Genomic DNA, 23,585 nt, shown 5'->3' with positions numbered 1-23,585 from the left:
GTATAAAACTAAAAAGGACTTTGGATTACATTTTATTATGCAGCCCAAAGTCCTTTTATCACCTATCAGAAAAAGTATTAATACGCTTTTCCCCAATACACCATTTGTTTAGCTTCTTTACCACAACAAATACATTCTTCAGCTAAATACTCTTGCTCAAAAGGCATACAACGTGAAGATACGCCAACTTCTTCTTTTAGTTTTTCTTCACAAGCTAATTCCCCGCACCACATTGCCTTAATAAAGCCTTGCTTTTCATCAGCTATTTTTTTCATCTCTTCGAAATTTGTCGCAACATACGTCTTCTCATCGCGAAATGCTTTTGCTTTATTAAATAAAGCAATATGAATTTCTTCAAGTAATGCTGGAATACGTTCTTCTAATTGATCCATTGGTACAAACTCTTTTTCTTTCGTATCTCTTCTTACAAGTACAACTTGATTCTTTTCAATATCTTTAGGGCCAACTTCTAATCGAATTGGAATCCCCTTCATTTCATACTCATTAAATTTCCAGCCTGGTGTTTTATTACTAGCATCTATTTTTACTCGTGCAACCTTTTGAATATGTGCTTGTAACTCTGTTGCTTTTGCTAAAACTCCTTCTTTATGCTGAGCAATTGGTACAATAACAACTTGCACTGGAGCGACTTTTGGTGGCATTACAAGTCCATTATTATCACTATGAACCATTATTAGCCCGCCTATCATTCTTGTTGATACACCCCAAGATGTTTGGTGCACATATTGCCACTTACCGTTACGATCTAAAAACTTAATATCAAATGCTTCTGAGAAATTCGTCCCAAAGTTATGAGAGGTTCCTGTTTGAAGTGCTTTTCCATCATGCATTAAACTTTCAATTGTATAAGTTGCCTTTGCTCCAGCAAACTTCTCTTTTTCTGTTTTTTGTCCTTTAATAACTGGTATTGCTAAATAATCCTCACAGAAAGAAGCATATAAGTTTAAAATATTTAATGTTTCAGCCTGCGATTCTTCTGCCGTTTCATGGATTGTATGACCCTCTTGCCATAAAAATTCAGTCGTACGAAGGAACGGCCTAGTTGTCTTCTCCCAACGAACTACTGAACACCACTGATTATATAACTTTGGCAAATCATTATAGGATTGCACAATTTTTGAAAAGTGCTCACAGAATAAAGTTTCAGATGTAGGACGTACACAAAGTCTTTCCGCTAACTTTTCATCTCCGCCATGCGTAACCCATGCTACTTCAGGAGCAAATCCTTCAACATGATCCTTCTCTTTTTGCAATAAACTCTCTGGGATAAACATTGGCATATATACATTTTCATGGCCAGTTTCTTTTAACTTCTCATCCATCACCTTCTGCATATTCTCCCATAAGGCATAACCATACGGACGTAAAATCATGCATCCTTTTACACTTGAATAATCAACAAGTTCGGCTTTTTTTACAATATCGGTATACCACTGCGCAAAGTCCTCTTCCATCTTCGTAATGGCTTGCACTTGTTCTTTTGCCATAGTCAGTCTTCCTCCTTCTAGAAAATACAAAAAAGCCCGCGTCCCTAAATAGGGACCGAGCTTTGTCGGCGTTACCACCCTGATTCATGCACAAAAATTGCGCATGCTCTCTTTTTGATAACGGGAAATTCCCGCTGCATATGCAGAACTCAAAGGCAGGTTCCATATTGCCTTTTTAAGAATCTTTCAGCCTGACGGATTCTCTCTCTGCTAAAAAGGTTGAACATGTACTAGTCCTTTTTCATCGTTATAACGAAATAAATTTGTTGATTATCATAATACAAATTCTTTTTTAAAACAATAGCTAATTTTCTTATTTTTATATATTCTTTTCATTTTTTGCAGTTTTATACGTAGCTTTTCCGCGTAATTTTCACAAGTTGATGTGCAATCATACCGATAAGTGTACCAAGTAGGACGAAGAAACCAATAAATCCATATCCCATTCCTTCCCACCCACCAATAACAATCATTGTAACGGGAAAGGACGCTAAGCAAAGAAGTATTAAACTAAGTGCAAATATAATATCGAACTGTTTGTCTGGAAACCGTTTCTTTAGTAAATATGAAATAGCAAATACAAGGATAATCGTGATTCCGCCAATGATGTAAAAGATACCAAATCCATCTAACCAATCCATAGTGTTTCCTCCTTCCATAGATTCCCTTATACTTAATTATATGTTTAATTTTTCTGAAAATAAATAATAAATTTTCACATAAAAATATATTTTTATTACTAGGTATTAATAGTAATATATAAGAATAGGTTTTATATAATCAGGAGGGAACTTTATGGATAAAGCATTAACAAACCATGTCATTATTTTATCATTCGACTGTTTATCAGCTTTAGATTTTCCTATACTACAAAAACTACCTCATTTCCAATCTCTAATAAAAAAGGGCACGGTTGTCGAAAAAGTAGAACCAATTTATCCTTCTGTAACATATCCAAGCCACTCAACAATCGTAACCGGTAATTACCCTAACAAGCACGGTGTTGTTAGCAATACGTTACTTCAACCAGGGCGTGAATCACCTGATTGGCATTGGTACCGAAAATCAATAAAAGGAACAACATTGTATGATGAAGCGCGCAAAGCAAATTTAACGACAGCTGCCCTTCTATGGCCTGTTACTGGAAGAGCGAACATCGATTACAATTTACCAGAAATTTTTCCAAATAGACCTTGGCAAAATCAAGTGTTAGTTTCCTTATTTAGCGGTAGCCCACTATACCAATTAGATTTAAATCGTCGTTTCGGCCATATAAGAAATGGTTTATCACAACCAGAGCTGGATGATTTCGTCCTCGCCTCTGCTGTGCATACAATCCAGACGAAAAAGCCTAATATCATGTTCGTACATTTCACCGATCTAGACACACAAAGACACTATCACGGCTTTGAATCTAACGAAACAATAGCTGCTATCCAGAGACACGACGAACGTCTAGGGAAAATTATTCAAGCACTAAAAGAAAGTGACTTATACGAAGAAAGTACAATTATTGCCCTTGGTGATCATAGCGCTTTAAGTGAAAACAAATCCATACAATTAAATGTGCTATTCCATCAAAGAGGACTTATATCTCTTAATAAAAAAAGAAAATTAGTAGACTGGAAAGCCTATTGCCAAAGTTGCGACGGCTCTGCCTATGTATATGTAAAGGACAAAAATGATACGGATACAATTCGGGAGGTACAACTACTCCTTGAAGAACTACTTCAAAATAAACAAAACGGAATTGAATTTATACTTCATGATGAAGCTGCGAAAGACTGCGGTGCAGACGGTAATTGTTTATTTATGTTAGAAGCACAAGAGGGGTATTATTTCACTGAAAACTATACAGGAGATTTTATAAAAGAAATTACTGCAAAAGATGTTACGCCTAGTAAAAAATATACATTTGGTACGCATGGATACTCTCCAACAAAACCTAACTATGAAACAATTTTTATAGCTGCTGGGAAAGGGATAAAAAGCGGCATTACCATACCGTATATGAGACTTATTGATGAGGGCCCAACTATCGCTAGACTACTCGGTCTACACTTAGGTGAAACAGACGGATCAATTGTAGAGGATTTACTCCAATTGTAAAGAACTGTGTATATATGTAAAAGTTATGTAAAATTCATCATTGTTTCTCTTTTTATAATTTTTATTTTTGTACACTGTTAGTAAAACAAATTTGAGGGGGAACATTATATGAAAAAAATGTCCAGACAAGAAAAAAGCTGGATATTATACGATTGGGCGAACTCCGTATATTCGCTCGTCATTACAACTGCATTATTTCCAATTTACTTTAAAGCAGCTGCAAAAGAAGCGGGTTTATCTGGGGCAACTTCAACAGCATATTGGGGATATGCAAACTCATTCGCAACACTTTTAATTTCTATACTTGCTCCTATTCTTGGCACAGTTGCTGATTATAAAGGATTTAAAAAACGTTTTTTCACATTCTTCTTTGGACTCGGTATCGTATTTACAAGTATGTTAGCAGTCGTTCCAACCTCTCAGTGGTACTTATTGCTAGGGTGCTATATGCTCGCCTTAATCGGCTTTGCTGGAGCAAACATTTTCTATGATGCATTTTTAGTAGACGTCACTTCTGAAGATAGAATGGACCGAATTTCTACAAGAGGATTTGCATTAGGTTATATCGGGAGTACAATTCCTTTTATCGGTTGTATCGCTCTTATTATTCTTTCCCAAAAAGGAACTATTCCCTTATCGGTCGGCATTGCTAGTCAAATTTCCTTTGCAATAACAGCTCTTTGGTGGGGATTATTTACAATTCCAATGCTAAAAAACGTAGAGCAAACACACTATATTGAGCGTCATCCAAGACCTATTAGAATGAGCTTCAAACGTCTTGCTGATACTTTTAAAAATATTAAAGAATATAAAACTGTATTTATGTTTCTAATCGCTTACTTTTTCTATATTGACGGAGTCGACACAATTATTACTATGTCTACCGCTTACGGAACCGATCTCGGTATTAGTGCAACGAATCTATTAATCATATTATTTGTAACACAAATTGTCGCTTGTCCATTTGCTTTACTATACGGAAAATTATCTGAAACATTTACTGGTAAAAAAATGTTATATGTCGGTATCATTATTTATATCATTATTTGCACATATGCTTATTTTTTAAAAACGACACTTGATTTTTGGATTTTAGCAATGTTAGTTGCTACATCTCAAGGTGGTATTCAAGCACTAAGTCGTTCATACTTTGCAAAACTAGTACCTAAAGAATCTGCTAATGAATTCTTCGGATTTTATAATATATTTGGCAAGTTTGCCGCAATTATGGGTCCGGTATTAGTCGGTGTTACAACCCAATTAACAGGAAAAACAAACGCTGGTGTTCTTAGTATTATTGTTCTGTTTATTATCGGAGGATTCTTACTAACTAGAGTTCCAGAAAATAATACATCCGTTACACCACCTAGTCCAAAGACTAAAACGCTATAAGAAAAGATCCTCTTCTCATAAGAAGAGGATCTTTTTTATTTTTAAAGGTGCGACTTATAATGAACGACTCTACTGCTTGTACAAAAATAATTTATCAACAGTTGTTCCTAATACTTCAGCTAAACGGAATGCTAACGCTAAACTTGGATCATATTTATTATTCTCAATTGCATTTATCGTTTGTCTAGAAACCTTACATTTATCAGCTAATGCGCCTTGTGAAATATTATTTTCAGTGCGTAATTCATAGATTTGATTTTTCACACCATTGCTCCTAACCTGTAAAATCGTTTTTACAACATCAGTATATAATTGGCTCATATAGTTGTCAAAAGTTCCTCAAAGAAAAAGGGAGCAATATTGCTCCCTTACAATAGTTATTTCGAAGCTAACGAATTTGTTAGTGCCTCTTTATTAGCAACATCTTCTTTTTTTATTTGCATACGTAGAACTGGCCCTATCGCTAATAAAATAAGTGCCATTGCTATACAAAACACAGTAACTAGTGAAGTTAGTTCCTTTAATCCTCCAGCTAGTGAAGTTCCAATTAGCATTGCCCCCATAAACAGTGGTAAAATCGTCCCATTTACTCTTCCAACCATATTTTCTGGTACAAGTTGAATCATAAGCGTACCGACAACAATATTAACACAAGCTAAACAAATACCTGTTCCAAACCTCATGAAACTAGTAATCCAAAATGATGTAGATAGCCCTTCTACTAAAAATGACATTGCTAATATGCCCATACCGAATACAAACATTTTTTTCGGATTCACTTTTGAAGCGAAAATTGCAGCAACAATACCACCAATTAACATACCTATTCCATCAGCTGCAGCTAAATATTGAACTGCTTCCTTTTCCATTCCAAGGCGTTCTATTACAAGAAACACCTCTAATGGAGTTGTTAATCCAACAGCTAAGCCTATAATGGTGAAAGTGATCGTAATCATACGTAAATTTTTCGTATGAAGAACATACTTCCAACCTTCTTTTATATCATTTTTTAATGAATCTCTCGCCACTTGCTCTTTTTCAACCCATTTTGGTAAAAATGAAAGGGCGATAGCAGATAACAAAAATAAAATGATTAAGCTATATAGTGACGTAAATAAACCAAGTTGTGTATACACAAGCGATCCTACCACTGGTCCAAAAATTAGAAATAATGACTGTAATGTTTGGTTAAATGCAATCGCATTTGCTACCTGTTCTTCTTTTACATAGCGCTTAAATATACGGGAAGATGAGGGTTGAGAAAACTGACCTACAATCGCGGAAATGAGTGTTGCAAAAAATATAGCCTGCCAATAATCCAGCTTTAACAACAGGACAATTCCTATAATAGACAGTACACTCAACACATCTCCAGTGACCATTGTTCTTTTCGGATTCCAGCGATCAGCTAGCGCACCACCGATAAACGAGAAAATAAAAATAGGTGCATATTCCATAACTGATAACAAAGAAACAGAAACCGGATCATTATTCGTTCGCTCCATTATAAAATACAAAAGAGCCATATTTCTGATCCAAATTGCAAATTGTTGTAAAATATCAGACGCCATAACGAGCATAAATGCTCGGTTTTTAAATAAAGCGTTCATTTTCATTCCCCTTTCACAAACCGACCGTTCAGTCTAATTTATTTTGTAAGAAAAGCAACTGACCTATTATTCAGCTGCCATTCCTTTTAACAATACATCTATTGCCTTTTTATAAATACGCTTCAACTCTTTATAATCTAGCTCGTAGTAAAGTACTCCAAGCCCTGATAATAATCCATTCACAATATACATAAGATCACGAGTATTATCTTCACGGAACTCTCCAGACTGTATACCTGCTTCAATTAATTTCTCAAACATAACATATGATTCTCTAGTTAAAGCTAATAGTTCCTCCAAAATCTCTTTACTTACAACTTGACTCATAGAGAATTCCTCTATGGCATTTGAAATTGGTTGCTGTATGTCCTCTACATGATATTCCGCGAGACCATATAGTTTTTCAGTACTAGTGCTATACAACTTCTCTTTTTCATTCCATTTTTCAAGCCAATCATACGTATGCTGTTTCACTACAAATAAAAATAATTCTTCTTTACTTTTAAAGTGATAATAAATACTTCCTTTACTTCGCTCTGTAATTTCACAAATCTCTTCCATAGATGTAGCTGCGTAGCCCTTCTGTGAAAATAGACTTTCTGCTTTGTATGCAATTTCTTTCTTTATCTCTTCTGCGCTTCTTCTCATATTCACACCTCTTTAAACCGACCGTTCAGTCTAATAATAACAAATCAAAAACCTCTATCGCAAGAGGCTATATTCCTTATTTAAGAAAACGTACTTTCAAACCAAGTTCGAATCATATGTATTGTTCCAAATTTAAATGCTAATTTAACAAGAAATACGCCTCCCGCAGCTAATAAAAATAACACTACTTTCCCCTTATTTTTCACTTTCGGTTCCCTTTTCATTTCCATTCCCCTTAGTATGTTAAAAATATTAATCAAACGTTTGTTTAACTGTGTTTATGTATATGTAAGCCGACTAATCAAACGTTTGTTTAAAAAGAAATACGCCTATATAAGGCGCATTTTCATCAATCCCCACCGCCACCGCAGCTTCCTCCGCTATCTCCCCCAAAAGAGCCTCCACAATCATGTGAACCGCCATCATGCGAGCTATCATTATCCGATCCAGCAAAGAAAAATAATGGTGATGAGCTGTTAGATGAATTATGTATGTTATTTTGTTTCGCCAAGTTCACCTTCTTTTTGTTCGATCGAACTGCTGTTACGATTATTCCAACTACAACAAATAATAGTATGACAATAATAAATCCCATATAAAAGCCTCCCCTATTCCTCTAATAATTGAATGATCCTCTCTAGATTTTCAAGTGAAATGAAGCGTGATTCACGAAGAATTTCTTTTCCATTATGAAATAATAAAATTGTTGGCCCTGTAAATACTCCATATCGCCCCGCAATCTCTTGCATGTCTTGTAGTAATATTTCTATTTTCTCTACGTAATCATAATTCTCTAATACGCAATTTACTTTTCTTAGCATAACATCACAAACACCACAATTTTCCGTTTTAATAAACAGAAGTACCAATTGTTGTTCTTCGATATAGGTCGCTAATTCTTCTATCGTTTTAAATGTAGTCATCTTATCCCTCTTAGCGTAATTTACGAAATAATTTGCCTTGATACATACGAAAAGCTGAACTATCTTTAATCTTTCTCTTTTCCATTACCTGCTGAAAACGAAGAGTTTTTGCTGTTAACTCTTCTCGTAATTTCTTTCTCTCTTCTTCATCATAACAGCAAGCAATTAAATCCTCTATTTTTAATATATCTTTTTGTAGTTCCATTTCTGGTGGAATCATTCCCGCATTTTTTAAAATTTTATAACTCATTCTAAGTTCTGGAGGTACCATTGAAAGATCTTCTAATTGTAGTGGTTTTCCTTTTCCCGGAAGATAATCAAGATCACCATTCCGTATTGCTTGTCGAATTTTTTCTTCAGCAATGTTCAAAAACACATCCACACCATTCCCTCCTTTACATATTTTTACTATTATTTTACATGATATTTCCTTATCTTTCTACGTCTTTAATAATTGGCTCCATACAATTTTTTCTCAAATTTATTTATAATGAGCTTTTTCTTCCCATACCAATCTTTCGTTTTCATATATAGTTTGTATTCAAGCCTTTTTGTATTGAGAAAGTCTTTTTCAACTTAATAAAGCGTTTACACTAAATCTTACATTTGTTACGATTTAATCACCCCCAGCTCCCTTGTATAGACTTCGTGATGTCTGATCATTTTATCTAGACGTTTCATACGTCTAGATTCATTTTGGTTTATTGGCGTATGCCTTTAAATATATCTTTTATTTTGAAAGGAGAAATGGCTATGAGGTCTCAAAAATTCACACTGCTATTACTATCTCTACTACTTTTCTTACCTCTTTTTCTCACAAATTTTATTACTCCAAATCTCGCATTAGCAGATTCACCAAAGCAAAGTCAAAAAATTGTTGGGTACTTTCCTTCGTGGGGCGTTTACGGACGTAATTATCAAGTTGCTGACATTGATGCATCAAAGCTTACTCACCTTAACTATGCTTTCGCGGATATTTGTTGGAATGGAAAACATGGAAACCCTTCTACTCATCCTGATAATCCAAATAAACAAACGTGGAACTGTAAAGAATCTGGTGTACCATTGCAAAATAAAGAGGTTCCTAATGGTACTCTCGTACTCGGTGAACCATGGGCTGATGTTACCAAATCGTATCCTGGCTCAGGGACAACTTGGGAAGATTGCGATAAATATGCCCGTTGCGGAAATTTCGGGGAACTAAAACGATTAAAAGCTAAATATCCTCACTTAAAAACAATTATTTCCGTTGGTGGCTGGACTTGGTCTAACCGCTTTTCTGATATGGCCGCTGATGAAAAAACAAGAAAAGTATTTGCTGAATCTACAGTAGCTTTTCTTCGCGCATATGGGTTTGATGGCGTAGATTTAGACTGGGAATATCCGGGCGTTGAAACGATTCCTGGTGGTAGTTATCGTCCTGAAGATAAACAAAATTTCACTCTCCTTCTTCAAGATGTCCGAAATGCTTTGAATAAAGCAGGTGCTGAAGATGGCAAACAATATTTACTAACAATCGCTTCAGGCGCAAGCCAACGCTACGCTGATCATACAGAGCTAAAGAAAATTTCTCAAATACTCGATTGGATTAATATTATGACATATGATTTCCACGGCGGATGGGAAGCTACTTCTAATCATAATGCAGCTCTATATAAGGATCCAAATGACCCAGCAGCAAATACGAATTTTTACGTAGATGGTGCTATAAATGTTTATACAAATGAAGGTGTTCCAGTCGATAAACTAGTATTAGGCGTACCCTTTTACGGACGTGGCTGGAAAAGTTGTGGCAAAGAAAATAACGGACAATATCAACCTTGCAAACCAGGTAGTGATGGGAAACTTGCTTCTAAAGGTACTTGGGATGATTATTCTACCGGTGACACAGGTGTGTATGATTACGGTGATTTAGCAGCCAATTACGTTAATAAAAATGGTTTTGTACGCTACTGGAATGACACAGCTAAAGTACCTTATTTATATAATGCAACTACAGGCACATTTATTAGCTACGATGACAATGAATCTATGAAATACAAAACAGACTATATAAAGACGAAAGGTTTAAGTGGAGCAATGTTTTGGGAACTAAGCGGAGATTGCCGTACAAGTCCAAAATATAGTTGCAGTGGTCCAAAATTACTTGATACGCTAGTAAAAGAATTACTTGGTGGACCTATTAGTCAAAAAGATACTGAGCCACCAACGAATGTTAAAAACGTTGTAGTTACGAATAAAAATTCAAACTCAGTTCAATTAAACTGGACTGCATCTACTGATAACGTAGGAGTTATGGAATATGAAATTACTGCTGGAGAAGAGAAATGGAGTACAACAACAAATAGCATTACAATTAAAAACTTAAAACCTAATACGGAATACACATTTTCAATAATTGCCAAAGATGCTGCTGGAAATAAATCACAACCTACCGCTCTTACTGTCAAAACGGATGAAGCTAATACGACACCTCCTGATGGAAATGGTACTGCTACATTTTCAGTCACTTCGAATTGGGGCAGCGGTTATAACTTCTCGATTATAATCAAAAATAATGGAACGACTCCTATTAAAAATTGGAAATTAGAATTTGATTATAGCGGTAATTTAACACAAGTTTGGGATTCTAAAATTAGTAGTAAAACAAATAATCATTATGTAATTACGAACGCAGGATGGAATGGTGAAATTCCTCCTGGTGGATTTATTACAATTGGCGGTGCAGGAACAGGTAATCCTGCCGAACTTTTAAATACCGTCATTAGCGAAAACTAGACGTAATATCCATTAATTAATTCACTAAAGTTTGAATTTAGGTTTGAGCAATACCTCCTAAATTCAAACTTTTAATTTTACGAAAAATCAAAAATATCATAATAACCTATTATAATTATATTTAATTTCTAATATGAAGTTTATATGAAGTTCATTTGAATTTTACATGAATTTCCTTTAATTTCTATTGTCTTCCTATAATATCCATATTATCCTTTACATAAAGGAATTATTTTCATTCCATTTTGAACTATCTATATATATAAAGAAAGATAGTCACCTGTTAGGGAAAGGCTTTCGTATTATAAATATAACAAAAGAAAAAGCACGCTTATAAGCGCACCATAAGAGTGCTTCTTCATACAATTCTCATGTAAGAGTTCTCGAAAATCATGTTAATCACAAAGAAAAGGCATTAGCTCCTAAAAGCTAATGCCTTTTCTTTATTCATATTGTTCAGTATTCCAATCTTCTATATTCCATACTTTTGTTATCCACGATTCATAGAAAGAAGGTTCATGTGAGACAATTAAAACCGTTCCTTTGTATTGTTGTAACGCTTCCTGTAAAGCCATCTTAGTTTCTACATCCAAATGATTAGTCGGTTCGTCTAAAATTAAAACATCAGCTTTTTCTATTTTTTCATATAAGGAGCTAACACACTTAAAATCTCTTCTTTATCCTTTTTTAATTCGAGTGATGTTAACATATCCATCGTTCTCGGCCTAGGTAATTTCACTTGTACCTCGCCAACTATTGACGCTGGTCTTTGAGATAAAATAAATACGCGATCTGAAAGCAAGATTGCCTCATCTAAGTCATGTGTCACCATAACGATTGTTTGCTTTTCTTGATGCCAAGAGTTTAAAAGCCAGCTATGTACTTCCATTTTTGTAAATGCATCTAATTTACCAAAAGGCTCATCCAGCAGCATAATTGGCTTTTCACATAAATATGTGCGCAGAAAACTAATTCTTTGACGCATACCACCAGATAATTCATCTGGATAATGGTCTGCATATTCATCTAGTTGGAACTGCTTTAATGCTTCCATTCCTTCTGTCAGCCTTTGTTTTTTCGGCTTTCCTTCAATTTCTAACGGAAGAACGATATTTTGCAAAGCTGATCGCCACGGTAGTAATAAATCTTGTTGTGGCATATAACTAACAACATCTTGCTCTTGTACTTGCTTATCGTTATACGTTACGTTCCCGCTTGTTGGTTTTTCAACATTTGCAATCATGTTTAATAATGTGCTTTTCCCGCAACCACTCGGTCCTACAAAGGAAACAAACTCTCCCTCTTGTATAGAGGCACTAATATTCTCTAATACATTCTTTCCGTCAAAAGATTTCACTATATTTTTTATTTGTAATCCGCTCATTTTTCACTTGGAAGGAATTCATTTGTAAAAGCATCTTTTACATCGATTTTCTTTTTAATAACTTTGTTGTCATATAAGAAATTCATGTAATTCGTCCAAATTTCTTCCTTCTGTACTCCCCATGCTTTAGCATCATCTTGATACTTCGTACTTAACCATTTTTGGCTTTCTTGAACTAAATCTTTATTTACATCTGGAACAGCTTTAATTAAAATATCAGCAGCCTCTTTCGGTTCCTTAATTGCAAAATTATAACCTTCTGTCGTTGCACTCATAAACTTTTTCACAAAGTCTTTATCTTGCTTCGTATGTTTTTCACTCGTAATAATAACAGGACTATAGAAATCAAGCGCTGGATCTAAGTCCTTCACCATAATCGTATTTAACTCTTTTCCTTGGCGCTTCGCTTCAATACCATCCCAACCGTAATAAATCCATTCGAAATCTGCATCACGACCGATTGATTTAAAGAAATCTGTTTGTCCTAAGATGATTTTTTCAACTTTATTAAAATCAGCTTGATGTTTATCCATAATCGTCTTTAATGTCGCTTCTTCCGCTGGTCCTCCCCAGCCGCCGTAACGTTTACCTTCAAAATCTTTCGGTGACGTCATATTATCTTTCTTAAGCGATGCAAACGCTGAAGTGTTATGCTGAATAATCGCTCCTACAGATACAACAGGAATTCCTTCCACACGAGCTAACGTTACATTTTCTTGTGCGCTTATTGCGAAGTCTGCTTTTCCTGATGCTATCATTTGCTCTGCTGTTACATTGTCACCTGGTTGAATAATTTCTACATCTAATCCTTGCTTTTTGTAATAATCTTTCGTTTGCGCTACATACAAGCCAGTATGATTCGTATTTGGAAACCAATCTAATACTACTTTTACTTTTTGATCTTTACTTGCACTTTCTTCTTTCTTTGCCGGATTACATCCAGCCACACCTACCGCTACTAAGGCAGCTAACATAACTTTCAAACCTTTTTTCATTTTCTGCCGTCCTTTCTATATATCCATGGTGCTGTTATTCTTGCCATAAACTCTACGATAAAATACAGGCATAATGTCACCATAACGATGATTGCTGCAACACCAAATACTCGGGCAGTCAAAAAGGATTTTGTAGCCCTCGTAAGCATAACGCCTAATCCTTCACTTGCACCGAGCCATTCTCCGATAATTGCCCCCATTACGCTATATGTAACTGCAATTTTTAAACCTGAGAAAAAGTATGGAAGCACTGCTGGAAATTTTACTTTCTGGTAAACTTGCCATTTTGTCGCCTTCATTGTTTGTAACAGTTTCAACATGTTTTTATCTACTGTTTGAAAACCTTCTAAAATACTAAGCGCAATTGGGAAGAAACAAACGAGTATTACGACCATTACTTTCGGCAACATCCCATATCCAAACCAAATAATAAATAGCGGTGCAAGTACAACAATTGGAATTGTTTGCGAAATAACGAGCAATGGATTTATTAAAATACGAAATAACGGTATAACGTCCATAATAATTGCGATGCTCGTCCCCAATAAAATTGCAAAGAATAGTCCAATTATAACTTCCTGCAGTGTTTGCATCGTATTTGGTAATAGTAAATCTTTCATCCCAATTAATTCTTGAACAATGGCAGAAGGCTTTGGTAAAATCCACGGTTCGATTTTAAATAATGAAACAGATCCTTCCCATATCGCAATGAGAAGGATAAGCCAAATAGTTGTAATAAGTTTAGATTGCTTCTGGTTTTGCATATTCATCACGGTACTTCCAAACCTTTTCATCTATCGTTACACCAGTGCTTGGACGATAATGGATTTTAATAGAAGTAATCACTTCTTCTGCTCCAGCATCGACGCAAGCTTGTTGCGCACGTTTAACGACATCAAGAAGTACATCTAATTCTCCTTCCAAAGTTGTTTCCATTGCCCCTACTTCATAACGAACTCCCGATTGTTGCACAACTTCAATTGCTTTATCGACAACAGAATATACATCTTTCGTTTTTGCTTGTGGTACTACTGAAAATGACATTGTAACTTGTTGTGACATAATAAAATCCCCCTTATAAAAATAAATTTCAAAAATAAATTTCAAAAATAAGAAAAGGCTTTCCTACTGCGTAGGAAAGCCTTGTATGCAAGTTATTACAGAATAACATATGCTACATCACTTTAAGTAACTCCCTACGCTGGCATTATCCAGATCAGGTTGAGGGTCGATGTTTACTTACATCCTCTCAGCCAATTGGCTCCCCGGTCCTTAATTCGTTTTCATTGTAGCATGATTTATTTTATTGAACAAACAAAAGCATGCATAATCATTTCATTATTTTTGGAAAATAACCAACTTTTTCACCATGAGCTAATAACTGCTGAATAAATTCTTTATTAATTGCTGGTACTATCAATTCTTTTTTCTTAATCCATTTATTCGTTCTACGCGTACCCATTACAATTTCAGATTGCTGCGCTCCATCTCCTGCAACTTGAGAAGCAATTAACTCTGCTATTACTTCATTTCCCTTCGCTAATGCAAGTCCGGTATTTACATATTCTGAAAGTGGAACCATTTCAAGATTGTATCCACACTCTCCAATTAGCTGTATAAATTGTTCAAACTCAATTTGATGTGGATGACAAATATGTAACGTCTCTCCTATAATTTGCGCATCTTGCAAATACGATACAATTGATTTACTAGCAAAATCAATTGGTGTGAAATCAACTTTCCACTTCACATTTGGTGCTTTCCCAATTAATAGCATTGTTTTAATAAGACGATAAAATGCGTTTCCTTCAATATTTTGTTGGAACGAACCTGTTTCTGAATGACATGCTAAATTACCTGCACGATAAATATTTCCACGCAAACCATTTTTCATTGCTTCACGAACAATGTTTTCCGCTTGTAGTTTACTATTTGAATATACATTCTCTAAGTCTACACTGTAATTAAAATCACCAGTTTTCATGTATGTATCCCATTGATCTACCGCTAATTCTAACGGGATACCAATTGTAGAAATAAAATGGAATGTAGCACCTTTCTCCGCTAATGTTAGCATACGGCTAGTTCCTTGGACATTTATATTTTCAAATTGTTTTACATCTCCAAAATGTCTTACATCTGCACCGCAATGAATTATCGTATCCATCTTAGAACTGATGAACATAAATTCTTCTTCGCTCATCCCAAGATACTCTTCTCCAAGATCACCAGCTACGGCCTGTATACGCTGTAACCATTCTTCACATATATCATTAAAGTAGCCTGTTAATGTATCTATAATTCTTTGCTGCACATCTTTAGTTGGTCTTACTAAACAATAAATAGTAGCAGATGTATCTCTCAACAATTCATATAATATGTGTGATCCTAAATAACCAGTAGCTCCTGTTAAAAAGACATTTGAAATCTGGTTTTCTTCCAAAACGTTTGCATACGTGATAGTATCTGGTTCGTGAATCACTTTATATTCACGAAATACTTCTTCTTTCTCTACTTTTACTTCTCGCTCAATTCGAGCTAATCCATATATCGTTCTTTCTTTAAAGAAATCTTGAATTGTTAAATGTGAGAAATCTTCTTTTAACAATGTTAAGACTCGTAATACTTTTAATGAATGTCCACCAATTGTAAAGAAATCATCATGCACTCCAACTTTTGAAATTCCTAATACTTCCGCCCAGGCGTTCGCTATTTGTTTTTCTGCTTTATTAGAAGGTGCAACATATTCTTGTAGCCGAACCGGTTCACACTTTTCTTCTAACTGAGCTAACTTCTTAACATCAATCTTTTTATTAGGTGTAAGTGGTAATTCATTAATATAAATTAGTTTAGATGGCACCATATAATCTGGTAATTGCTCTTGTAACTGATAAACTAATTCTGGTATTTCTTTTTTATTTAAAGTTGTATAGAACGCGATTAAATATTGGCTACCTTCCTTACTCTTCTTAGCAAAAACAGCATTTTCTTTTATATTATGATTTTGAGAAATTTTACTTTGGATTTCGCCTAGTTCAATACGATGTCCTCTAATTTTTACTTGATCATCTTTCCGATGTAAAAACTCTATATTTCCATCCTCTAGCAACTTAACGATATCACCTGTTTTATATATATTAACTATAGGATTAAAAGGGTTCGGAATAAAAGCTTCAATTGTTTTATTAGGCTTATTAAAATACCCTTTTGCTAATCCCACTGAATCTATATATAATTCACCAGGTACACCAATTGGACAAAGATTCATATTCTCATCCAAAATCATAACTTGATAATTAGCACATGGTTTACCAATGGGAATACTCGCAACATCCTCATTTAACTGACTAGGTATTTTATAGGTTGTCGTCACTACAGTACATTCTGTCGGTCCGTATACATTATGAATTTCAACATTTGTACCTATTCTTTCTCTCCACAATTTAATAACCTCTACAGGCAACATTTCACCGCCAATCGCAATTCTTTTTAGGGAAGCTAGCTTATATATATCTTCTTCTGCTAAATAAGTTGCTACTTGTCGAACAAAAATTGTTGCTAATGCCAAGATTGAAGTTGCTTTCACTTTATAGATTGCATTTGCAAATGCTTCTACAGACAATCGCTCTTCCTCTAATAGTACATATAAGTTTCCTCCACAGAATAAAGAAGCAAATGACTCCCATACAGAAGCATCGAAACTAAAGGAAGGAAATTGGGCAAATACATCCTCTTCTGTCAATTCATATTGCTTTTTCATCCAAGTATACAGATTAACAACGCCTCTATGAGCTAACATCGTTCCCTTTGGATTCCCTGTTGAACCAGATGTATAAATCATATAAGCTACATCATCACACTGAATAGACAACTTTACATCTGTATCTTCATAAGTTTCACTATCATACATTGAAACTGTTTGAACCCCATCACATGTTATAGGCGTCTCTTTCATCAATATAACTTTCGCTTGGCTATCTTGAATAATGTACTGTATTCTACTTTCCGGATAATCTGGATCAATCGGAACATACGCTGCACCAGCTTTTAATATAGCTACCATACTTACTACTGTGTCTATGCTACGTTTCATAAATATTCCAACATAGTCTCCTAATTGGACGCCGTTTTTAATTAACATATGAGCTATTTGATTACTTTTTTTATTTAGCTCCTCATAAGTTAAAGTACCTTCCCTTGAAGATAAAGCTATACGATTTGGAAATTGAGTAACAGTATTATAGAACATATCGACGATACTTTTCTCAGGATATACTGCTGTCGTATCATTCACTTGACTATAAAGTGCCATCTCGGCCTCTGTAATAACATTAAAATTATTTATATGATTATTATTATTTTGTGATTTATTAATTAAAACACCTTGTATTTGTTGTGCATAACGAGTAATTGTTGTCTCTTTCCAATTAACACTATTAAATATTATTTCTACACTTTGCATATTTTTACTAAATACAAATTGTAATGTATTCGTGTCTTTTAGCTCATAATATGTTTCACCAATAATAATAGGTGACATTTCATATAACGTATTACCGTTTTGAAACTCTTCTATTTCTTCCTCATTCATTTCTTTAATTTGCTCCAGTTGCTCTTCAATTTGTAAATTTAAACTTTCATAGGAGAGAAAATTAGAAACTTCAATAGTAATCGGAAATAAACTTCCTCTTACATGATAAAGCACGACAATATGTTTTTCTTTAGAAATATGATATAACCACGTTGCAGTCGCTCCTATTAAATCTACAATGTGAGTCAAATTTGAAAACAGTTCCGTTTTCCTTTTTATCCTAAGTTCTGTTCCTTGCACATCTTTAGGTATTTTAATACTTCCTTCTACTTTTCCTAAAAATTCTTTTACCATCTCACTATAAGAAATTGCTAATTTCATATTTATGTAAATTCCTCTCTTAAATATAATAAAGGTGTGAAAATTCACACCTTTTTTATCCCTTATTAAAGGGCAGATTCGTTCAATTCATAATCAGTAGCGGAGATACCCCCTTGATTAGAATTGAACTTTCTCCTTATTCGCTTTTAAACTCACCAATAAGCTCTTGTAATTCCTGAGAGAGCCAACTTAAAGAAGTCGCTAATTCTGCAATATCTTGTACTGATATTTCTTGCTCTTTCATGCTTTCTTCAACATTACTACTGCTGTTGGCATAAGTATTTGCAATATGTGATAATTCATTTACGACTTGAACGATATTCTGGCTATTTTGTAAAATATCACTCGAATTACCCGAAACAGCTTTTACTTGATCTGTAACAGATTGCGCTGATTTGGAGATTTTTTCGAAGAAATCTCCACTACTTTGAACAAGTGAAATTCCAGTTTCTACTTCTTTTGAACCTTTTTGCATGGAAACTACAGCATCTTCTGTCTCAGCTTGTGTTTCACCAATTAATTTCGCTATATCTTTTGCAGACGCTTCAGTTTGTTCTGCTAATTTTCGTACTTCATCAGCAACAACTGCAAACCCTCTTCCAGCTGCTCCAGCACGTGAAGCCTCAATAGAAGCATTTAAAGCTAATAAATTTGTTTGATTTGAAATACCCGTAATTACAGTTACGATATCACTAATTTCTTTTGACCTTGTTTCTAACGAATAAATGATGGAAGATAAATCTTGTACTGCATTTTGAATTAAACTCATTTGATTAATAATTTGTCCAATCACTTCATTACCTTCAATTGAATGTTGCTCCATACCTTCAGAAGCAACCGCAACTTGTTTCGCAGCCCCAGTTATCTCTTCTACCTTATCTTCCATTCCATGTACAATCCCTAAACATTGTTGTACTGAAGTTTTTTGAGACTGTGCCCCTACTCTTAAACCTTCAATAGAACTTGCAATCTCTTGAACTGCCATGCTGTTTTCCTCTGTACTCGCCGACAATTCTTGTGAAGAAGAAGAAACTTGCTCAGCAGTTTGCCTTACTTTATCTATAATCCCTTTAAACTTTTCAATCGTGTTATTGAAATAAACATTAATAATTCCAATATCATCTGGTCTTTCTTTTAATTTAATACTCAAGTCACCTTCACCAATTTTACGTAACCCTTCTCGTAAATCTTTTAATGGAGCTAGCGAGTGACGCACGATAAAGAATTGAGTAATAGTCGCAATTGCTAATGAAATAATGATAAAGAGTAAACCCTGTATCATAAACTTCTCTTTTGTAATAGGAACAATGGAAGCATCTAAGTCAGCGGCAACAATTGCAATAATATTGTTTTCTCCATCTGTAATTGGTTCTAATATTGTCACCCACGAACCTATTTCATCTTCATATACTTCTGTCATTTGAGCCTTTTTCGTATCAATCACTTTATCGTATGCCTTCATCCAATGAGCGGGTTGTTCATAATAATCTCCCGGCTTTATAGGAAACGCATTTGTTAACTCTGTAGTCAAACCAACGAGTTGTAATTCTCGCTTTTCATTCGGCTTTGCTCCTGTAACATACGTTTGTCCAACGCTTTTCAATTCTTTTGATACTTCATCTAATTTCTCTGTTAACTTTTCTTTTTTCACTTTTTCGGCTGTAGGATCTTTCGCCATGTCTCTAACTAATTCTACATCCAGTTTTTTCAATACTATTTCTCCTGTTTCAATAGACTGCCTTTCAAATAAAGACATCATACTATTTTGAAACATATTGAAACTTAATGCACCCATACTTCCAACAAGTGTCAAAATAACTAATACGGTTAATAAGACGTTCTTTTGAAGGAACGATAACTTATGCCAATATTTTTTCATTAATATCCACCTTCCTTAATCAACACAAACAAAAAAACAAAATATATGGATATTTTGTTTGAAAATGTTTCTCAATATGTTCGAGAATAAAAAAAAGCCAATGTAAAAGCATTGGCCAAGACCAACCCTATCCGTCCGGTAACTGGCTAGCGTAGCCTTTCGACCTTAGCTCCTGTAGTTTTGCGTCCTCATGTTTCCATCAGTTTGCCTTTCTCGCTGAACGAGTTGAACGATATGGGAGTTCTATGAGAATTAATTTATTCTCTTTCAAAGATTACAACATATAAATCAAAATGTCTACTTATTTAGAGATATAAATACAAATTTTTAATGCATTGCTTTTTCGAAATAATTTCAAAAAGTACGTGAATGTTACTTTTTTTGTGTTATATAATAAAAAATGTATAAATAACAAGGATTTCTTCGGGTATTTATTTAATTTTCATTCAAATTAAACTATTCGAATATATCTTAACTAATGAATTTCGGAGGTAGTTTATCATGTTTTGGCTACAATTTCTTACCTTGTTACTCTGTATTTTTATTGGTGCACGCCTAGGCGGAGTTGGTTTAGGAGTAATGGGTGGAGTTGGTATGGCAATACTCGTTTTTGTCTTCCACCTACAACCAACCGCGCCTCCTATCGATGTAATGCTTATGATTTTGGCAGTAATTACAGCTGCTGGTGCTTTGCAAGCTGCTGGAGGAATGGACTATCTTGTTCATCTAGCTGAAAAGGCATTACGAAAAAATCCAAAGCGTATTACTTTTTTTGCTCCAATTGTTACTTATTTATTCACACTATGTGCAGGTACTGGTCACGTTGCCTATTCTGTACTTCCTGTTATTGCAGAAGTCTCTCGTGAATCAGGGATTAGACCGGAACGCCCAATGTCGATTGCCGTAATCGCTTCTCAACAAGCAATTACAGCTAGTCCAATTTCAGCTGCCACAGTTGCTCTTTTAGCAATGTTAGCTGACTATAAAATCACCTTATTAGATATTTTAAAAGTAAGTATCCCTTCTACTTTCATCGCTTGTATGATAGCTGCATTCGTTGCTAGTAAGATGGGAAAAGAATTAAATGAAGACCCTGAATACTTAAAACGATTAAAAGAAGGAATGATTCCTAAGCTTGAAGAGAAAAAAGCATTTGTAGGTGTAAAGGGCGCAAAATTATCAGTTATCCTTTTCCTAGTAGGAACCTTCCTTGTTGTACTTCTTGGTTCATTTGAAGCACTTCGTCCAGGATGGATAGTTGATGGGAAGTTAGCTCGTCTTTCCATGCCGAACACAATTGAGATGGTTATGTTAACTATCGCGGCTCTTATTATTATTTTCTGTAAACCAAATGTAGAAAGCATTGTGTCTGGTAACGTCTTTAAAGCAGGAGCAACAGCAGTTGTTGCTATTTTCGGTATCGCTTGGATGGGAGATACTTTCTTTAACGGAAACTTAAATATGATTCAAGGATCCATTCAGCATTTAGTAACAAGTGCACCTTGGCTATTTGCCATCGCACTATTCATTCTATCTATTTTACTGTACAGCCAAGCTGCAACAGTACGTGCCTTAATGCCACTTGGACTATCTCTTGGCATTCCACCAGCGCTACTGATTGCTATGTTCCCTGCAGTAAATGGATATTTCTTCATTCCAAACTATGGAACAATCGTTGCTGCTATTAACTTTGACCGTACTGGTACAACAGGTATCGGTAAATACGTATTAAATCATAGTTTTATGATTCCTGGCTTAATCGCAACATTTACTTCTATCGGAATTGGAATGCTCTTAATTTCAATTATGTTTTAAAGAAAAAGCACAAACCTTTATTTAAAAAGGTTTGTGCTTTTTTAATCAAATGTTTGTTTAAATTTTGGGGCAGTCTATTTCTCCATGTAGCACTTAAAATACTACACGTCCTTCCCTACAAACTTCTCTTTACTTCTTCAGCTAATTTTCTCGTACTTTCATACGCAGATTCAGCTAAACTAATTGCTGAAATAACTGAAACACCGTCCGCACCCGCTTCTATAACTGCCGCTGTATTTTCAATTGTAATCCCACCAATACCAACGATTGGCACTGTAATTCCTTGTTCTCTAAAATAGGCTAATCCTTTCGTTCCTTGAACCGCTTTCGTATCTTTTTTCGTACTCGTTGGGAAAATAGGTCCAACGCCTAAATAATCTGCTCCATTTTCGATTGCAAAGCGTGCTTCTTCAATTGTATGAGCAGATACGCCGATAATTTTATCTCCCATTTTTTCACGAACAGATGTAATTCCTTCATCATCTTGTCCGACATGAACACCATCTGCATCTAATTCAATGGCTAATTCTACATCATCATTTACAATGAAAGGAACACTATATTCATTACAAAGCGTCTGCAATGCTTTTGCAAAGCGCACTCTATCTTCTCCGATTAAAGAACCTTCCCCCTTCTCGCGAAACTGAAAAATTGTCACTCCACCATCTAACGCTTCTTTCAATACAGCTAAAGGATCCCTCGTGCAGTTATTACTTCCCATAATAAAATACACTTGCAATAGCTTAGACATTTTATCTATTTCAATGCGTGCCATTTCTTTCACTCCCTCTTACTCTAACTCCTCAATCTTTCCATACTTCTCAATATCACTAGAAGTAGTATTCGCTAACTGATTTAAAAATTCAATTTGGAAACTACCAGGTCCCTTTTCCACGGTCTTAGCAGCTGCCAGTTCCGAAGCTACACCATAAAACGTTAATGCTGCTACTGCTGCTTTTACATAATCTTTTTCCACTGCTACAAATGCTCCTATTACAGAAGTTAGTAAACAACCTGTTCCCGTAACTTTCGTTAAAATAGGGTGACCATTTCGAATAACAATAGTTCTCTCTCCATCTGTAACAACATCTTCTTTTCCAGTAATGACCGCAACTGTATTTAGTTCATCTGCTGCCTGCCTTGCAATACTTACAACATTGCCATTTCCAGTACCAGCGTCTACCCCTTTAATTTCCCATCTCTCATTAATAACGTTCGCTATTTCAGCTGCATTTCCGCGAATACTCGCTAATTCAATTTCAGCCGGAATATGTCTCGCAACTTCTGTCCGATACGATGTTGCTCCTGCACCAACTGGATCAAACAGTACTGGTACATTGTTCACATTTGCTGATTTACCGGCAAGTAACATCGCTTCTACTTCTTCAGGACGAAGTGTTCCCATATTTAATACTAACGCTCCAGCAATGCTAGCCATTTCTGCCACTTCTTCTTTTGCATACGCCATTACAGGCGATGCCCCAAGTGCCAACAAACCGTTAGCAGTAAAATTTGTTACAACAACATTTGTAATATTATGAACAAGCGGATTAGATTCTCTCACCAAATCCACTACTTTACTAATTTCTTTCATATTCATCCTTTTCATCTCCTAACTATAATGATGGGAGA

At 35.1% G+C, this 23,585-nt stretch carries 21 protein-coding genes, 1 pseudogene, 2 riboswitches and 1 other annotated feature; of the genes and pseudogenes, 4 read left to right on the top strand and 18 right to left on the bottom strand.

The features are described from left to right. Positions 1 to 77: 77 nt before the first annotated feature. Positions 78 to 1,508, bottom strand: a complete 1,431-nt coding sequence (gene proS / locus M1D73_RS02295) for a proline--tRNA ligase (protein WP_098212573.1) — start codon at positions 1,506 to 1,508, stop codon at positions 78 to 80. A 47-nt stretch (positions 1,509 to 1,555) separates the two neighbouring features. After that, positions 1,556 to 1,762 (bottom strand) — a binding site (T-box leader). Positions 1,763 to 1,855: 93 nt separating this feature from the next. Next, the gene (locus M1D73_RS02290) at positions 1,856 to 2,149 is read right to left on the bottom strand and encodes a YesK-like family protein (protein WP_000383850.1); all 294 of its coding nucleotides are present in this window, start codon (positions 2,147 to 2,149) and stop codon (positions 1,856 to 1,858) included. Between the two features lie 154 nt (positions 2,150 to 2,303). On the opposite strand from M1D73_RS02290, the gene M1D73_RS02285 reads away from it, so the two are divergent. Both M1D73_RS02285 and M1D73_RS02280 read left to right on the top strand, forming a co-directional pair. Continuing rightward, positions 2,304 to 3,617: an alkaline phosphatase family protein gene (locus M1D73_RS02285; RefSeq protein ID WP_000356407.1), complete on the top strand. Its 1,314-nt coding sequence runs from the start codon at positions 2,304 to 2,306 to the stop codon at positions 3,615 to 3,617. A 108-nt stretch (positions 3,618 to 3,725) separates the two neighbouring features. Continuing rightward, entirely contained in the window at positions 3,726 to 5,009 is a 1,284-nt protein-coding gene (locus M1D73_RS02280; RefSeq protein ID WP_000738812.1) for an MFS transporter, read from the top strand. Between the two features lie 69 nt (positions 5,010 to 5,078). On the opposite strand, the gene M1D73_RS02275 is transcribed toward M1D73_RS02280, so the two are convergent. The 7 genes from M1D73_RS02275 to M1D73_RS02245 form a co-directional block, all read right to left on the bottom strand. Beyond that, complete coding sequence (locus M1D73_RS02275) at positions 5,079 to 5,330, bottom strand: helix-turn-helix transcriptional regulator (RefSeq protein WP_002023181.1); 252 nt, start codon at positions 5,328 to 5,330, stop codon at positions 5,079 to 5,081. Between the two features lie 56 nt (positions 5,331 to 5,386). Then, a complete protein-coding gene (locus M1D73_RS02270) occupies positions 5,387 to 6,619 on the bottom strand; it encodes an MFS transporter (RefSeq protein WP_000992579.1) in 1,233 nt (410 codons plus the stop codon). A 66-nt stretch (positions 6,620 to 6,685) separates the two neighbouring features. Next, entirely contained in the window at positions 6,686 to 7,267 is a 582-nt protein-coding gene (locus M1D73_RS02265; RefSeq protein WP_001254439.1) for a TetR/AcrR family transcriptional regulator, read from the bottom strand. 80 nt (positions 7,268 to 7,347) lie between these two features. Continuing rightward, entirely contained in the window at positions 7,348 to 7,491 is a 144-nt protein-coding gene (locus M1D73_RS02260; protein WP_000817981.1) for a hypothetical protein, read from the bottom strand. Between the two features lie 125 nt (positions 7,492 to 7,616). Beyond that, a complete protein-coding gene (locus M1D73_RS02255) occupies positions 7,617 to 7,862 on the bottom strand; it encodes a hypothetical protein (RefSeq protein WP_000505774.1) in 246 nt (81 codons plus the stop codon). Between the two features lie 13 nt (positions 7,863 to 7,875). Further along, positions 7,876 to 8,190 carry a thioredoxin family protein gene (locus M1D73_RS02250; protein ID WP_481157988.1) on the bottom strand — a complete coding sequence of 105 codons (315 nt, stop codon included), beginning with the start codon at positions 8,188 to 8,190 and terminating at the stop codon, positions 7,876 to 7,878. Positions 8,191 to 8,200: 10 nt separating this feature from the next. Beyond that, on the bottom strand, positions 8,201 to 8,572 hold the full coding sequence (locus M1D73_RS02245) for a DnaJ family domain-containing protein (protein WP_000382376.1): 372 nt from the start codon (positions 8,570 to 8,572) through the stop codon (positions 8,201 to 8,203). Positions 8,573 to 8,943: 371 nt separating this feature from the next. On the opposite strand from M1D73_RS02245, the gene M1D73_RS02240 reads away from it, so the two are divergent. Beyond that, positions 8,944 to 10,968 carry a glycosyl hydrolase family 18 protein gene (locus tag M1D73_RS02240; RefSeq protein ID WP_121868418.1) on the top strand — a complete coding sequence of 675 codons (2,025 nt, stop codon included), beginning with the start codon at positions 8,944 to 8,946 and terminating at the stop codon, positions 10,966 to 10,968. Positions 10,969 to 11,411: 443 nt separating this feature from the next. Here the strand turns inward: M1D73_RS02240 and M1D73_RS02235 are convergent. The 7 genes and pseudogenes from M1D73_RS02235 to M1D73_RS02205 all read right to left on the bottom strand — a co-directional run. After that, a pseudogene (locus M1D73_RS02235) lies at positions 11,412 to 11,606 on the bottom strand (P-loop NTPase family protein); the annotation flags it as partial. Further along, positions 11,603 to 12,352: an ABC transporter ATP-binding protein gene (locus M1D73_RS02230; protein ID WP_000016088.1), complete on the bottom strand. Its 750-nt coding sequence runs from the start codon at positions 12,350 to 12,352 to the stop codon at positions 11,603 to 11,605. The pseudogene M1D73_RS02235 and the gene M1D73_RS02230, both read right to left, overlap by 4 nt. After that, the gene (locus M1D73_RS02225; protein ID WP_000715573.1) at positions 12,349 to 13,347 is read right to left on the bottom strand and encodes an ABC transporter substrate-binding protein; all 999 of its coding nucleotides are present in this window, start codon (positions 13,345 to 13,347) and stop codon (positions 12,349 to 12,351) included. Before M1D73_RS02225 ends, M1D73_RS02230 begins: the two co-directional genes overlap by 4 nt. Next, a complete protein-coding gene (locus M1D73_RS02220; protein WP_001057166.1) occupies positions 13,344 to 14,117 on the bottom strand; it encodes an ABC transporter permease in 774 nt (257 codons plus the stop codon). Before M1D73_RS02220 ends, M1D73_RS02225 begins: the two co-directional genes overlap by 4 nt. Continuing rightward, positions 14,089 to 14,409 (bottom strand): MTH1187 family thiamine-binding protein, encoded by a 321-nt coding sequence (locus M1D73_RS02215; protein WP_000082906.1) that lies wholly within the window; start codon positions 14,407 to 14,409, stop codon positions 14,089 to 14,091. Before M1D73_RS02215 ends, M1D73_RS02220 begins: the two co-directional genes overlap by 29 nt. A 114-nt stretch (positions 14,410 to 14,523) precedes the next feature. Beyond that, positions 14,524 to 14,625: riboswitch (TPP riboswitch) on the bottom strand. A gap of 52 nt (positions 14,626 to 14,677) precedes the next feature. Further along, entirely contained in the window at positions 14,678 to 18,259 is a 3,582-nt protein-coding gene (locus tag M1D73_RS02210) for a non-ribosomal peptide synthetase family protein (protein WP_481157987.1), read from the bottom strand. Positions 18,260 to 18,395: 136 nt separating this feature from the next. Then, entirely contained in the window at positions 18,396 to 20,138 is a 1,743-nt protein-coding gene (locus tag M1D73_RS02205) for a methyl-accepting chemotaxis protein (RefSeq protein ID WP_000761079.1), read from the bottom strand. A 134-nt stretch (positions 20,139 to 20,272) separates the two neighbouring features. Continuing rightward, a riboswitch (cyclic di-GMP riboswitch) is annotated at positions 20,273 to 20,357 on the bottom strand. 282 nt (positions 20,358 to 20,639) lie between these two features. On the opposite strand from M1D73_RS02205, the gene M1D73_RS02200 reads away from it, so the two are divergent. Next, positions 20,640 to 21,953 carry an anaerobic C4-dicarboxylate transporter family protein gene (locus M1D73_RS02200; protein WP_000498700.1) on the top strand — a complete coding sequence of 438 codons (1,314 nt, stop codon included), beginning with the start codon at positions 20,640 to 20,642 and terminating at the stop codon, positions 21,951 to 21,953. A gap of 115 nt (positions 21,954 to 22,068) precedes the next feature. Here M1D73_RS02200 and thiE read toward each other — a convergent pair whose 3' ends face one another. Further along, on the bottom strand, positions 22,069 to 22,728 hold the full coding sequence (gene thiE, locus M1D73_RS02195; RefSeq protein WP_000090957.1) for a thiamine phosphate synthase: 660 nt from the start codon (positions 22,726 to 22,728) through the stop codon (positions 22,069 to 22,071). Between the two features lie 15 nt (positions 22,729 to 22,743). Then, a complete protein-coding gene (thiM, locus tag M1D73_RS02190; RefSeq protein WP_001056115.1) occupies positions 22,744 to 23,553 on the bottom strand; it encodes a hydroxyethylthiazole kinase in 810 nt (269 codons plus the stop codon). Positions 23,554 to 23,585: the final 32 nt, after the last annotated feature.

The organism is Bacillus sp. PK3-067 (assembly GCF_056738645.1).
Note: the sequence above shows the minus strand (reverse complement) of the source record. Positions and strands in the feature narration are given on the sequence as shown.